We start from the raw sequence: 14,023 nt of genomic DNA on the forward strand, positions 1-14,023 counted from the left end.
TTCGCTCCTCGGCCTGTCGTGTCGACCGTACCGATCGACAAGTCCGTCAGGTCTTCGCGCGCTCGAAGTGCACCACGTCGACCAGCACGGTGGCGGCGAAGGCGAGCGTCTTGAGCGAGGGATCGCTCAGGTTCGCCAGGTCGACGCCGAAGTTGTCGGCGTCGGAGAACGCCTCCTTGAGCAGCCCGCTCCAGCGCTTGCAGATGACCCCCTGGACCTCGTTGCCCTGGCGGATCTCGAAGGTCCACGGCTTCCAGACCGGCCCGAAGAGCTGGCCGACCACCTGGCCCTGCGCGTCCTGGAGGTCATAGATGCGTCGCACCCAGCTCCAGCGCTTCTGAATCGCGCCCAGCAGCTCGCCGTCGGCGGCGCGCACCTCGAGCCGATGGAAGACGAAGCGAAATGGCCGCTTGAGCTCCAGCACGACCTCCTCGGTGCCGAGATCGCTGACCTGCGCCGAGAACGGACGGAAGGGCCCCAGTAGAAGCCGCCTCAGGAGCGACCCGACGCCCTCGCCGAGCTCGCGCACGCGCAGCACCGCCACCCCGTGGTCGTCGAAGACGTCGTAGGAGTTCTTCATCTCGAGGCTGAACAGGATCTCTGACCACCTCTTGCGCTGGCGCACCGTCAGTTTCTGGTAGGCCGCGAAGCGGGTGGCCAGCTGCTGCGGGCCGCTCTTGACCAAGGCGTGCGTCGAGTTCACGTTCGTCCTCCCCGGGGTGCGAGGAGCATACTCGATGTCGGGGGTCCGGCGGCGGGGCGAGAGATGAGGACGGGGTCAGCGGGCCGGTTGCTCCGCGCGACCGAAATAGAACGTCGCCGCGTACTCGCGGGAGATCTCCGGCAGCACGAGGATCAACGGGACAGTCAGGCCGACGAGGGCCGCAGAGCCCGCGCGGGAGGCCCCCATCAGCGGCTCATTCTGTCGCGACTCGAGGCCGATGCCCGCGGCCAGCCGAAGGCTCGTATCCTCCGTCAGCTCGAGCGCACCGAGCTTCGCCAGGAGGCCCGAGAGACGTGGCCGCAGTTTCTTTCCGTCCTGCGGCTGGCGGGTGGGCTCGAACACGCCCGCCCGCAGGAACCCGTGAACCAGGGTGTCCGAGCTGCTCCTCACGCCACGGATGAAGAGCGCCGAGCCGCCGTTACGTCGCGTCACGCCGACGTCGAGCCCGAGGCCCTGGGTGAAGATCCCGACGCGCACGCCGAGCACGAACTCTCTGGGAGGCTTCGCGGCCCGCGCGGTGGAGGATGCCGTTATGCAAAGAGCGAGGAGGGCCGTAGCGGCCACGACGGTTCTGGAGGTCGTCATGGCTGGCCACGAATGCAGACGTCGTACCAGACCGAGGCGGCTCGCAGATCACTGCAACATTCCGGTTGCACCCGGCGCGGAACTGACGGCCCCGGCTTCCCCCGGGGAGCTCGTGTTCCGCGGTGCGAGCCTGCCGCGTCGCGTCTGACAAGTGTCGGATTAAGATAGAATAATCGTCGCTGACGCGACGGTCGAGGGTTCCCGCGACAGGTGTGGCGGGTCAAGGCGCCTGCCCCGTCGGAAACCGGAGGCAGGCTCTGGCAGCGGTCGCCGCTCGCCGATCGCGCACGGGCCGAGCGGTCCTCTGACGAGCCCCGTCCCCGATCACGGTCTTCAGGGGTTTCGACGCAGGGCCTCGTGGAGCAGCTTCAGCGTGGCGGTGGGGTACGTACGGTAGTTGCTGTTCAGCTCGAGAGCGCTCGCGCGCTGCGTGGTCGCCGCCCATAGGCCGAGCGCCTCCCAGTCCGCGCCCAGCACCTGCGGCGGCGCCGAGCCGTACCAGAGAGGGGGCCCCGCGAGGCGCTGCACCGTCAAGAACGCCTCCCGCGCGGCGCCGAGGGTACCCGGCTTCTCCAGCTCGGGCGCGCCGAGCACGCCCCGCGACCCGAGGACACGACGAGCCTCCGCGTGCACGCCGAGGGTGAAGGTGCCGTAGGCGCCGCCCTTGGCGCCATCCTCGACCACACCGCGTTCGAAGCGCCCGACGATCTTTCCGCCGCTCTCCACGCGCACGATCTCCTCGTAGAGCGTCACCGGCAGCCGCGAGGGAGTACGTACGAAGTGACGAGCGTGGGCGCGCAAGGCCTCGCGTAGCGCGTCCTGATCCGCGTGAACGAAGCCCATGTGCTCCCCGTCCACGACGTGGCGCTGATCCAGGTAGCTCGTCCCCGCGCCGTCCACGCCGGGATCGGCGACGAAGGCATTCCAGAGGCGCTCCCTCGGCGGCGGGCTGTCCTCGCGGTAGACCTGCCGGTTCATGGGCTGCGGTTCGGAGAGCATGCCGTGGGTCACGACCACCGTTCCGAGGGCGGGATGCTCGTCGAGGGTGGGGCCCGCGCCACCGGAACGCCTGGCGCCGGCGAGGTCCTTCAGCAGGCGCTCGTACGCTTGGCGAAGAAGGGGGTGCCAGAACGGCGGAACCGAGCCACCGACCACCCCGATGCCGTTCGGTCGCACGAGAGTCTTGGCCCAGCCCGGCGCGTGCGTGCCGGTGAGCACCGCCAGTTCGGCGCAAAGGCCTTCGCGCTGCGCCCAGTCGAGCTCCGCGAAGAGGTGGTCCACGACAGTCTGATCCAGTCGCTCGCCCGACGCGGGCTGGAGGCGGGCCCAGGCGAGCCCTTCGCGGACCTCGGTCTTGCCGCCGAGCCCCGGCAGGCCATCCCCACCCTCCTCGTTGATCACGTAGCTGCGGAGGAGAGGCGCACCGTTCACCGTGCGGAGCGAGGCCGCCGGGTGACCGAGGACGGTCAGGCCGCGACAGGGAGCCTTCGGGCCCGGCGCGGCACCGTCGGCGCTCGCTCGGTCGCGCGGAGGGCCAGCGTCGGTCGGCCTGCCATCGTTGGGGCTCGCTCCCCCGTCCCCGAGGCGAGGCGGCGAGACGATCAGGCTGCACCCTACGAGTAGGCTGAGAACCACGAGGCCGGCGGGGGAACGCATGCGCAAGTGCGATTCTAGCACCGACGTTCTCCTGGGGACTAAGAGGCTAGCCGGTGTATCGGCGTGCCATACAGTCGCCGGGCCAAGAGACGGCCGCTCCCGCCAATTCTCGCAGCCTGACTCGCGCGGCTCCCGGCCCTCGTCTTGCATTTCACGCGGTCGTGGAATGCTGGAGCAACTGCCGATGACGAAGTCCGTGACCCTGACGAGAGGTCGTCTCCTTCTCCGCGTGCTGGTCGGCACGCTCTCCGCCTTGGGCGCGTCGCCCGCGGTGGCCCGCGCGTCGCCACTCACCGGGACACAGGTGCGCGACATCGTGCGAGAGGACCGGCGAGCGGTGCGCCGGCTGCAAGAGGCCGCCACACGCTATCTCCGGGGCGCTCGCCTTCGGACGTACGTGGCGACGATAGACGGGGACAACGTCAGCCTCGCGCGTCGAGAGCCCTGGGGACCCGGAACGGGAAAGGCAACAGCCCTGGTTCGCGACGGGAAGGTCGAGAAGGTGACCGTCTGGAGAAGGCGTCTCGAGAAGAACGGGACGACACTCATGCGGTTCGACTACGAGCCGACGCGCCATTCGGATGAGGCTCGTCTCGGCGCCCGCTGGCTTCACGAGGTCGGGCGACGACGGGACGGGCGGAGCGGTGAGCGTCGGACCATGCGTCGGACCTACTTTCTCGACGCGCGGGCCGTTGCGGCCAGACACACCGAGGTGATCGAGGACAACGGCTATCGGAGCTATTTCTGGGCTACGTTCCCGGAGAGGTAGCCTGCAGCGGCTACCTCTCGTGCGCGCCGAGGTCCCCGCGTGCACCGCGTGGGCGCGGCGTGCCGAAGTAGTCGCGGTCCGCGGCCGGGAGCTCGGGGCCGCCCGCCACGGCGCCGGTCGCCGCGCGGTCGATCGCGAGCAGGCTGGCGGGGGTCAGCCGGTAGTTGCGGGGATCGGCGGACGAGCTCGAGCTGGGTCCGTCCGTGATGAGTGCCTGGGGCTGCTCGAGCACGGGATCGCCGAGTTGATCGCCGGGCCCGCGCCCGGCGGCCGGGGGCGGCGACGACCACAGATTACTGCGAAAGGTCACTCCCGCAACGCCCTCGAGCTTCGCCACGGTGCCGCGTCGTTGAAGGATCAGGTTGTTCTCGAAGAGCGAGGCCCGATGGGCGCGACCCCGCTGGTTGGCGTCGATCTGCACACCCACTTCGGTGGCGTTCACGAACGTGTTGAAGCCGACGTAGCTGTGATCGAGCTGCGTGTCGTAGCCGGCCTGCGCCTTGTCGTTGTTCCGCACGTGGAAATTGCGACCCATCCCCACCACGACGTTGTTGTAGACCTGCGTGTGGTCGCTCCAGCTCGGATAGCCCGAGGCGCGCTCGTCCCCGATGACGATTCCACCGGGGAGCTTCCCCTCGGCGAACTCCGCCAGCCCCGAGTGATACACGAAGTTGTTTCGCACGATGGCCCGCTCGCCACGGCACACGTAGATGTGCACGTGGAGGTTCGTATGCACCAGGTTCTCCTCGATGATCACGTCCTGCGAGCCCTTGCCGGCGTTGATCCCCTCCGCGTGGCAATAGGCCACCTCGTTTCGCCGCACTCGCACCTGGCTGGCGTTGACCACCTGAAGGCAGGTCTGCACCCCTGCCGGCCCCGGCGCGTCGCGCGAGGGGTCGTAGCGTTTCACCGAGCAGCGGGTGAGGCGGTTTCCCTCCACGAGCACGTTCTCGGGCCGGCTCGAGCCCGAGCTCACCAGCAGACACGCGCCGTAGACGAAGTCCACGGTGCAGTTGCGGACGACCGTGTTGCTCCCTGAGCTCGCGATTCCGACTCCCGCGATGTTCTGTACGATCAGTCCCTCCACGCGAACGCCCTCCGCCTGAAGTCGCACCATGGCTCCGTGGGCCGAGCCGGGCAGGTAGACGCTCGAGGAATCGGGCGCCGGAAGCCGGCCCTGCTCGAGCGCGCCGAGTCCGGAGAGCCCTTCGTGGTAGCCGCCGTCGATGACGGGGTGGTGGCCGGAGTCCGCGATCCAGGTGGTGTGAGCCTTGGTGATGCCCAGCTCCTCATGGTAGGTCGCGCTGCGAATGCGCACCGTGTCGCCTGGCGCGGCCGCGGTGTGCGCCCGGCGCAGGGTGCGAAACGGGCGGGTGTCGGTGCCCTCCCCTTGTTGGTCGTTGCCATGGAGCCCATCGACGTAGAGCACGCGGCTCGAGAGCGCGTAGGGGGCGCCTTCCCGGGCTGCGTCCGTGGCCAGGTCCGGGTCGGGCGAGCATCCGCCGAGGGATAGCAGGCCCAGGATCAGCCTCGCGACGAGGCTGTGAGCTGCCGGCAACGAGCAGCGACGAGGTGATGGCAAGCGGCAAGACGATGCTCTCATGGGGCCTCCTGGACGCCGCGTCTCGGCGTGCCCGTCGAGAAGAGCAGGGAACGTGCCTGGCCCGCGCCGTGACAAATCGCGGACCTGCGCAAGGGGGGGTGGGAGCGAGTGGGCCGAGCTGTAAGGACCCGCTTTACGGAAGCGTGAGCACCCCGCGGTAGATCAGGGTCCTTCCGTCCTGCCCGGTCTTCCAGCTCAGGTCGGGCCCGTCGAGCGGCGAGGAGTAGTTCAGCAGCAGGTAGCGCCTCGCGTCGAGCGGAAGCACCTCGGGAAAGCAGGTGTCGCCCCGCGAGGGGAGGTCCAGCAGGTGCGTTACCGCGAGCGCCTCGGGATCCACGCGCCAGAGCGCGCAGCGCTTGGGCTTGAGCCAGTAGGAGGCTTCGTAGAGGGCGAGCTGCGCCGGCCAGGGCAGGAGCCTCTGCCCCAGATCGAAGAGCCCGTCCTCGGTCACGTGGCGCCGGCCGACGAGATAGACCGTCTCGCCATGACGGAAGACGAGAGGCGAATCGTACTTTCTCCGGTCCGGCGCACAGCGCCATTGCCCGAGCGCCGTGGCCTCGGCGCGGCAGAGCTTGGAGCCGAAGCCGGTCGCGTCTCCGGTCTCGTTCCGACTCACGGCAACGATCGCGCCGTCGGAAAGGCGCGCCAGGTCGGTCTCCGAGACCCCGCCCCGGAGCACCGTGGGCTGCCCGGGGACCACGGGCTCGAAGGTCTCGCCGTCCCGACTCTTCAGCCACTTCACCTCCGCGTTGCGGTTGTCGAGGAGCCCCTTGACCCCCACGTATCCGAGGAGCTCCAGGCCCTCGGGGCTGCTTCTCATGCGCCACGGGACGAGTCCGGGCTCGAGCACGCTCCTCGGCGGGGTCCACTGCCTGGGCCCGAGACGGCGGCTGACGCGCACGCCGAGCGGCACGAAGTTGGTGTTCTCCGGCGCGACGACGGCGAAGTAGAGGAGGAGATTCGGCCCGAGCGAGACGAGCTGCGGCTCTCTGAGGTCCGTTCCGAGGACGATGCGCTGTTCGAAGTCCCAGCGCGAGAGATCCGCGCTGCTCAGCACGTAGAGCGTCGCGTCGGCTCGCGGGTGATGGTGGGAGGCCGTGCGGAAGGCCAGGAAGAAGCGGCCCTCGAACCAGGTGAGGTCCAGGTTGTTGTTGGACTGCCGGAGCGACACCTCGGGAGGAAGACCCGGCGAGGGGACGAGCGTCTCGAGGCCGTCGAAGCGCGGCGCGGGCGACGCTGGACCGGCGCAGAGGGCAGGAACGGCCTCGCAGGGCGTCCGTTGCGTTTGCGAGCCGAGGGCGCCATCGGTCGCGCGGGCGTCGGGGGCCGCGACCGACCAGCCGCGATCGAACGACTTCCCGCTGTCCGGGAGAGACGCCGTGCCGGGCCCCGCCTCGCACGCGCCGAGCGTCAGCGTGAGCGCGAGCGCGAGCGCGAGCGCGAGCGTGAGCGCGAGCGTGGGCAGCGCCGGGATCCGTCGAGGGCGCGGCACTACGGCCATACGCCGAGGTCCACCGTGCCGCGGCGAAACACGGAGAGGGCTCGGTCCGCGCGAACCTCGGCGGCCTTCCCCGCCACCTCCTCGCGCAGGAGGCTCCGGGGCCAATCGTTGAACTTCGAGGCGAAGTTCAGCCCGAGCACGGAGCTGGAGTCGCGCACGGTCCATTCGTTCGAGCCTCCGATGCCGAGGGCGTACAGGTTTCGGCTACCGCGGGCGAGCAGGCTGTTCCGATCCTCGCTCTTGAAACCCCGGATGGCCACGTTGCGCGCGTTTCTCAGCTCTACCTGGAAGGCCCCGTGCCCGTCCTCGGGGTTGAGCCCGTACAGCGTGAGCGGTTCGGTGGTCCCCTCGACGAGAAGGTTGCGGTGGTCGGGATGGTGCTTGGAGGGTCCGCTCGAGTTTGCGGAAAGGCCGAAGAAGCGACCGCCGCCCAGGCCGGCGATCACGTGGTCCGGCTTGGGACTGCCGTACTCGCCGGTGCCCGTCGCGATGCCGCGGGTGATCACGTTGTAGTAGAGGGAACGCCTTCCCGCCCGCCACTCGACGCCGGTGAACCAGTTGCGCTCCGGTCCAACGTGCCAGCGGAGCTTGAGGAACGAGAGCTTCGTCTCGGCGGTGGCGCTGTCCACGGTGCGCAGGAGCGTCGCCGGCTTCTGCGCGCTGGCGGTCCACGTGTCGTGCGTGGCGAGCTCGGACAGGAAGTTGGCCACTCCCATGAGGTGGGTCTTCTCGCGCAGCACCAGCGTCTTGCTCACGAGGTAGATGCCGCGCGGCAGGAGGACGAAGCGAACCTGCGGGTCGTCGAGGATCGCCTGCAAGGTGGCGGTGGCGTCCGGTGCGCTCGGCTTCGTCGCCTCGGCGGCGGTCTGCACCCCGCGCACGCCCCGGCGCGTGACGATCGCCACGCTCGGGTCCCCGGTCTTGACGCGCTGGAGCAGGACGTCGGGGGTCGGAAAGTCGGCCATGTTCACGCCGTGTCGCTCACGCAAGCCGGCGGGCGGGGCGAGCCCCATCTGCGGGGGCACCGCGAGATCCTGGCCCCCGAGGACGCCTTCGAGCAGGTGCGTGCCCACCCCTCCCGGCATGATCGCTCCGTAGAGCTCGATCCGGGCCCATCCCGCGCCTCCGACGACTCTGGGGCCGTTGCCGTTCTGCGTGAGGGTCTGAGCGTTCTCGACGTAGACGTTTTGCAGGGTCACCTGGCGGCCGTCCCGGTTCTCGATGGCCGGGCGCGTGCCGGCCTGGGCGAAGCGAATCACGCCGTCCGACAGCGCGTAGGCCCCGCCGCTGTGGCTGCGCGCGTAGTAACTGAATCCGGCCACGTCGTCCGTGATCGCCGGCGGCGCGGCCTTGACGATCTCGAAGCCCGACAGGGCCAGCGGACCTGCGCCCTTGAGACTCGTGATGGCCGCCTCGGTCTGGTTCTTCAGCACCACGTTGTTGAAGGAGGGGAACTCCGACAGGCCTCCGTGCAGCCCGAATCGGCCGCCCTCGACCTCGAGGTTGGTCACCACGGCGTTCGTGCCGACAAGCCCGTACAGCCCCGCGTAGCCCGCTTCGACGAACCGGACCTTCACCTGTTGCAGGACGTTGTCCTGGGCCCCGGAGAACCATATTCCGACGGCGCCCGGGTTGCCGCGCCCTACGACGATCTCGAGGTTGCGCACCCCCTGGGCCATGTTCATGGCCTTGTTTCCGTTCGAGGGTTCGAGGCTCGCGGCCTGCGTGGCGTAGGCGGGCGAGCACGTGCTCGAGGTCTCCTTCTCCGCGTTGCAGGCATAGAAGTTCAGCACCGGGTAGGGGCTCGTCGGGTCCCCGAAGCGCGGTGCGCGGTCCCTGAGCACGATCCGCGGCCGGCCACCGCCCCAGCTCGAGCCGACGAGCTGGTGGGCGTTGCTGCGCGACTGCTGGCGGTCGGAGACGCCGCGCAACATGCGACTCACGAGATAGCTGCCTGGGGGGAAGAAGACCACGCCGCGGTCCGCGCCACCCCTCTCGGCGGCGTGATACGCGTCGTCCATGGCCTCCTGGATCGCGTCCGTCGAGTCCTTGAGCCCCGTGGCGTCGGCGCCCCCGCGATAGCGCGGGTCCGTGACGTCGAAGAGCCCGAGGGCTCGGAGCTCGGCCCGGAAGGCCGCATCTCCGTGCGGATAGGGAGGCAGGACCCAGCCGGTGGGCAGCGGGCTCGTGGGGGTGCCCGGCGGTGGCACAGTGGGGTCTGCCGGTCCGATCCCGTCGCGAGCCGCGTCGTCCGGCGTCGGAGAGCGGCCGTCAGTGAGCGGGGTCGAAGCGCCGGCGTCATGCCCTGGCGCGGGAGCGGGGCCTACCTCCGGTGTTCGGACGAGGGGAGGTGTGGCCGAGTACCCCGAGTCCGGCTCGGCGCCCGACGCGGGCGGCTGGCCGCAGGCGGCGAGGGCGACCGATAGCACGGCGACGAGAGGGAGCGCGCTCGAGCGACACGATGGGCGTCGGCCTTCCTTTCGCCGCCGCCAGGCGAAGAGCACGAGGAGCAGCGGTACGCCGATTGCCGAGAAGCGCGAGCCACCCGGAGCGTTCTTCGCGAGCGCGCAGGCGCAGCCGCGTTCGGTAGGGGCGGCACCGTCCGAGGGGGGAGGCGCCCCCTCGACATGCGGGAGCGGCGCGTCGTAGATCGGACCGGCGGCGTCGGCGAGGCGGGCATCGGCACGATCGACGTGAGGAAGAGGGGCGTCGTAGACGGCCGGTCCGGCGTCGACCGGCGAGGGCGCCGCGTCCTGCGTCGCGAAGGTCGGGCGTGAAAGGCCCCCGGCGACCGCCGCGATGGCAGGGATGACCGCGGGCCAGAGCCAACGGCGGGACCTTCGGGAGCGAGACCGTGAGCGTGTGTGCATGCGTCGATGTCCTCCTTGGCAGGAGCTAACGCAAGCGACGAGCCAACGGATGCTCCGGCACCTAGAGGTGAGGAGTCGCGAGCTTGCCGCGGGGACGGACTCGGCTCGTCCACCCTTCACGCGTCCGTCTCCGCGACACGTGTAGCCTCGGTCTTTACAGCTGCCCCGGGTTTGCGCCCGGCCCGCTGGCCTTGTAGCGTGAGCGATGATGCCTCGACGTGAGACGTCCCGGCTTTCGCGGTCCACCGGCCTTCGCAGCGCGCTCGCGGCGCTCTGCGCTGTCGTCCTCTCTTACGGTCCGGGCCTGCGGTGGGCCGGCGCTGCTCCGGGCGCTCGCGCGGAGGAGCGGCAGCCCGTACGCGAGGCCGAGGACGCCGAGTCGCTTCGTCGCGCGGACGCGGCCTTCGCCGCGGGGGACTACGGGGAGGCCATCCGGCAGTTCGAGAAGGCTCGCGGTCGCACGGGCGACGCCCGGCTCGATTACAACCTGGGACTCTGCCACCTCCGGCGCTTCGAGAAGCAGCGGCGGAACGAGGACCTTCACGCCGCCCAGCGGCTCTTCCGCGCCTTCCTCGAAAACCTCAGGCCCGAGCGGTACCCGCGCGAGGAGCAGCGACGCCAGCTTCTCGCGGTTCAGGGGCTCGCCCGACGGCACCTCGTGGAGGTGGAGAGGCTTCTCGGTCGCGCGCCCCAGCGCTTGGCCGAGCCCGCCGCCTCGCGCCCCGTCCGCCGCCTCGTGGTCCCGCCGAGCGAGGCAACGCCTCCTCGCCCCCCTGCGCTGCGTGTGGCCCCGCAGCCCCCTCGCCGCCGGCGCCACGAATACCTCGTGCTCTACGGCTTGGCGGGGGCGTGCGGTCTGGCGGCGGTGATCACCGGGAGTCTGGCGCTCGGGGCCCAGGCGGAGGCGAGGGAGCTGGCGACGACCGGGCGCGTGGACGAGACCAACGCACGCGCCGACCGCGCGGATCGCCTGGCGCTCGGCACCGACCTCCTCCTCGGGCTGGCCGTGGCCAGCGCCGCGGTGGGGCTGGTCCTGCACGTCCTCGAGCATCGCGCTCGGCGACGAGCCCTCGAGTGGGAGGTCAGCGGCAATCGGCTGGCGCTTCGCCTGATGTTCTAGAATAAGAATTCACATTACTTCGACGGCTCCGGATCCTCCTCGGCCAGACGCCGGAGGTCCCGGGCCAGGAGCCCTTGCCGGCCGGCGAGCTGCATCATGCGCACCCGAGAGATCTGAGCCAGCTCGGCGGCGCGAGTGTAGTTTCCATCGGCCAGGGTGATGACCTCCGCGAGGTACTCCCGTTCGAAGGAATCCTTGTCGAGGTCGCGTGCCTCGGCGAGGGAGAGGATGGTGCCGTCTGAGCGACGGAAGCGGCTCGATCTTCTGCCGCCCAGCTGCAGCGCCTCGGGAGTCACGGCCAGGGTGGCAATGGCGTTCTTCAGCTCGCGCACGTTTCCCGGCCACCGATAGGTGAGAAAGGTGCGCAGGAGCTCCTCGGTGACGAGCGCGCCGCTCTCCTCGGCGAAGCGTCGGGCGAGCGGCGGCAGGTCCTCTCGTCGTTCTCGCAGGGGCGGCAGATGCACCAGCCCCACCGCGATCCGGTAGTAGAGGTCCTCGCGAAAGCGACCGGCGCGGATCTCCTCCTTCAGGTTGCGGTTGGTGGCCGCGACGAGGCGGATGTCGATCGCCGTGGCCTTCTGACTGCCCAGTCTGCGCACTTCGTTCCGCGAGAGCACCCCGAGGAGCGCGCTCTGCTGCTCGAGAGGGATCTCGCCGATCTCGTCGAGAAAGAGGGTCCCCCCGCGGGCCTCCTCGAAGAGTCCGGCGCGCTCCCTCTCGGCGCCGGTGAAGGCCCCGCGCTCGTAGCCGAAGAACTCCGACGGAAAGAGCGAGGCCGGGATGGCGCCGCAGTCTGCTACGACGAAGGGCCCCGCCGCGCGGGGGCTCAAGGCGTGCAGCGCCTGCGCCGTCACCTCCTTACCGGTACCCGACTCCCCCTCGATGAGCACCGTGACGTCCGTGGCGGCCAGTCGGGTGAGGAGCTCGGCGACGGCGCGCATCTGCACCGAGTGAGCCACGAGGCCGTGGAGGAGCGTGGGCTCGACGAGCTCGATGCGCAGGAGGCCCCCGAGAGCGTGGACGAGGAGCTCGGTCTGGCCCAGACGGATCCGCATCCCGGCGGCGAGCCACGCCTCCCGGATCTGCCAGGAACCGATGCGGGTGCCGTTACGGCTGTCACGGTCGCGCAGGAGGTAGCCCTTCTCGGTGAGCTCCAGCTCGGCGTGAATGCTGGAGACGGACGGGTCGTGCAGGACGAGCTCGCAGCGCCGGCTGGACCCGATCCGCACCGAGTGAGGCCCGAGCGGAAAACGCAGCCCGCGGTCGGGACCGCTGAGTACTTCGAGCTCCGCGCGGTCGAGCTCCAGGCACGGTTTGGGGCCCGCTAGGAGCCGAGTAGTGAGAGTGGCGTCTTCCGACACGATCGACTCCTTCCAAGGCCCGCTACTTGAAGCGCACCGGGGCGTTGGGATCCACGGGGTGGGCGGGGGGCGGCTGGCGGCGGACACGGCGAGGTCGGCTGACCGGCCGCGACCGCCGCGCGTCCGGTGCGGGAGGCGATGCATCCGCCGGGGCGGACGAGGCGCTGGGCGGCGCTCCCCGATCGGGGGCGACGGGGGTTGCGACCGGGGTTGTGGCGGGGACGCCGACGTTGTTCGTGCGAACCGCCGGGCGGGTGTTTGTGCTGGGTGAGGGCGCCACGCGGGTCTCGACGAGCGCCCGCAGCGCGAGCGCCAGTCCAATCACGAGCCCCAAGGAGAGGGCGAGGATCGCGACGCGTGGCCGATTCCTCGCCAGGCGCCAAGGTCGTGGGCGCTGCGCCTCGGTCTCGGGCCGGCCCTGCGAGGCGGGTAGCGCCGCGGCAAGGGCCGTCACGAACTCCGCAGCCGTGGCGAAGCGGTCCTGCGGTTCCTTGGCCAGCGCGCGCAGAAGGACGCGGTCGAGCGGCGGACCGAACGCGGGCCGCAAGGAAGAGGGCAGGGGCGGAGGGCTCATCTGCTGGGCCCAGAGCAGCGCCCCCAGCTCGCGCTCAAGGAAGGGGCGTCGTCCGGTGAGAAGCTCGTAGGCCACGACGCCCAGGGCGTAGAGGTCGGCGCGATGGTCGAGCTGCGCGGCGCGGCACTGCTCGGGTGCCATGTACGCAGGAGTGCCCGGCGTCTGCTGGGTGGAGGTCAGCGTGGGCGTCTCCGCGTCGCCGTCGAGGAGCTTGGCCACTCCGAAGTCGAGGAGCTTGGGCTGGAGGTGAACCTCGCCGCGGCGAGCGACCTCCGTGAGCATGACGTTCGCCGGCTTGAGATCGCGATGCACGATCCCCTGGGCGTGGGCGGCGTCCAAGGCGGCCGCGATACCTTCGAGCACGTCGAGCACCTCCTCGAGCTCGAGGGGGCCGCGCCTCAGCCGCTGGCTGAGGCTGACACCCGTGAGGTGCTCCATCACGTAGTAGGGAGACCCGTCGGGGAGGCGATTGAAGGAGAAGACCTGGATGATGTTCGGATGCTTGAGCTGGCCGGCGAGGCGTGCTTCCTGTACGAAGCGGTCGATCCCCGACGGATGCGACAGGCGCTGGGTATCCAGCACCTTGATCGCCACGCGCGCGCCGATGCTGGTCTGGGTGGCCTCGTAGACCGTCCCCATTCCACCGCGTCCGAGGACACGATGCACGCGGTACTCGCCGACGGCGGTTCCGGGTCTCAGCTCGTTCGGCCGCGGGATCTCCGACGTGCCCCTCTCGTCAGAGCTGGGTCCCTCTGTCGGGTCGGAGTCGGGGCTGACAGCCAAGGGCAGATGACCCGGCCGAGTGGGTCAGCGGCCAGAGACGAGGACCGTCACGCCGCCTCCCACGGACGCGTAGCCCGCGGAGAGGACGCGCCGCGCGCGTGTGTCGTAGGTGATGGTGCAGGCGCTGCGATCGGGGTTCCGCACGAGCAGGAACACCGCGCTCGAGCTGGCGTTACCGAGGGCCAGGTCCGCGCCCTGCCCGTCGAAGCGGCAGGCGAGCGGGCCGCGGCTCGAGGCGAACGCGATGCTGCGCGTGGCGGGGTCCACGGTCACGTTCACCGTCTGTCCGACGCTGAAGCCGGCTGCCGCGGCGGTGCGGCCTCGCAGCTCCTTCACGGTCACGGTGCTCGTGCCGCGGGCGGCGGCGAAGGCGTCGCTCACCTCGGAGGCGGAGCGCGCCCAGGCCGGTCCGCCTCCACCGGGCTGCATCGGGAAGGGGAAGCCCCCGTCGCCGAACGGCAGCGGGAAGGGGAAGCC

The 14,023-nt window shown here is 70.4% G+C and carries 11 protein-coding genes; 2 read left to right on the forward strand and 9 right to left on the reverse strand.

Annotated elements, in window-relative coordinates; translation table 11 throughout:
- Positions 1-46: 46 nt before the first annotated feature.
- The 3 genes from IT371_31855 to IT371_31865 form a co-directional block, all read right to left on the reverse strand.
- Positions 47-703, reverse strand: a complete 657-nt coding sequence (locus IT371_31855) for a scramblase (GenBank protein ID MCC6752286.1) — start codon at positions 701-703, stop codon at positions 47-49.
- Positions 704-778: 75 nt separating this feature from the next.
- The gene (locus IT371_31860) at positions 779-1,309 is read right to left on the reverse strand and encodes a hypothetical protein (GenBank protein MCC6752287.1); all 531 of its coding nucleotides are present in this window, start codon (positions 1,307-1,309) and stop codon (positions 779-781) included.
- Positions 1,310-1,642: 333 nt separating this feature from the next.
- Positions 1,643-2,965, reverse strand: coding sequence for a hypothetical protein (locus IT371_31865; protein MCC6752288.1), 1,323 nt, complete (start codon positions 2,963-2,965; stop codon positions 1,643-1,645).
- A 184-nt stretch (positions 2,966-3,149) separates the two neighbouring features.
- Here IT371_31865 and IT371_31870 point away from each other — a divergent pair, with 184 nt between their 5' ends.
- Positions 3,150-3,734 carry a hypothetical protein gene (locus tag IT371_31870; protein MCC6752289.1) on the forward strand — a complete coding sequence of 195 codons (585 nt, stop codon included), beginning with the start codon at positions 3,150-3,152 and terminating at the stop codon, positions 3,732-3,734.
- A 10-nt stretch (positions 3,735-3,744) separates the two neighbouring features.
- Here the strand turns inward: IT371_31870 and IT371_31875 are convergent, their stop codons facing one another.
- From IT371_31875 to IT371_31885, 3 genes are all read right to left on the reverse strand, one after another.
- The gene (locus IT371_31875) at positions 3,745-5,337 is read right to left on the reverse strand and encodes a right-handed parallel beta-helix repeat-containing protein (GenBank protein ID MCC6752290.1); all 1,593 of its coding nucleotides are present in this window, start codon (positions 5,335-5,337) and stop codon (positions 3,745-3,747) included.
- A 133-nt stretch (positions 5,338-5,470) separates the two neighbouring features.
- Entirely contained in the window at positions 5,471-6,838 is a 1,368-nt protein-coding gene (locus IT371_31880; protein MCC6752291.1) for a hypothetical protein, read from the reverse strand.
- Complete coding sequence (locus IT371_31885; GenBank protein MCC6752292.1) at positions 6,829-9,708, reverse strand: hypothetical protein; 2,880 nt, start codon at positions 9,706-9,708, stop codon at positions 6,829-6,831. Before IT371_31885 ends, IT371_31880 begins: the two co-directional genes overlap by 10 nt.
- Before the next feature lie 205 nt (positions 9,709-9,913).
- Between IT371_31885 and IT371_31890 the strand changes: the two genes are divergently transcribed.
- The gene (locus IT371_31890; GenBank protein ID MCC6752293.1) at positions 9,914-10,828 is read left to right on the forward strand and encodes a hypothetical protein; all 915 of its coding nucleotides are present in this window, start codon (positions 9,914-9,916) and stop codon (positions 10,826-10,828) included.
- A 14-nt stretch (positions 10,829-10,842) separates the two neighbouring features.
- Here IT371_31890 and IT371_31895 read toward each other — a convergent pair whose 3' ends face one another.
- From IT371_31895 to IT371_31905, 3 genes are all read right to left on the reverse strand, one after another.
- A complete protein-coding gene (locus IT371_31895; protein MCC6752294.1) occupies positions 10,843-12,189 on the reverse strand; it encodes a sigma 54-interacting transcriptional regulator in 1,347 nt (448 codons plus the stop codon).
- A gap of 22 nt (positions 12,190-12,211) precedes the next feature.
- Positions 12,212-13,429 carry a serine/threonine protein kinase gene (locus tag IT371_31900; protein MCC6752295.1) on the reverse strand — a complete coding sequence of 406 codons (1,218 nt, stop codon included), beginning with the start codon at positions 13,427-13,429 and terminating at the stop codon, positions 12,212-12,214.
- A gap of 141 nt (positions 13,430-13,570) precedes the next feature.
- A partial coding sequence (locus IT371_31905; GenBank protein ID MCC6752296.1) for a hypothetical protein occupies positions 13,571-14,023 on the reverse strand: 453 nt, incomplete at its 5' end.

The sequence above is a fragment of the Deltaproteobacteria bacterium genome, from assembly GCA_020848905.1.
Lineage (GTDB): Bacteria > Myxococcota_A > Polyangia.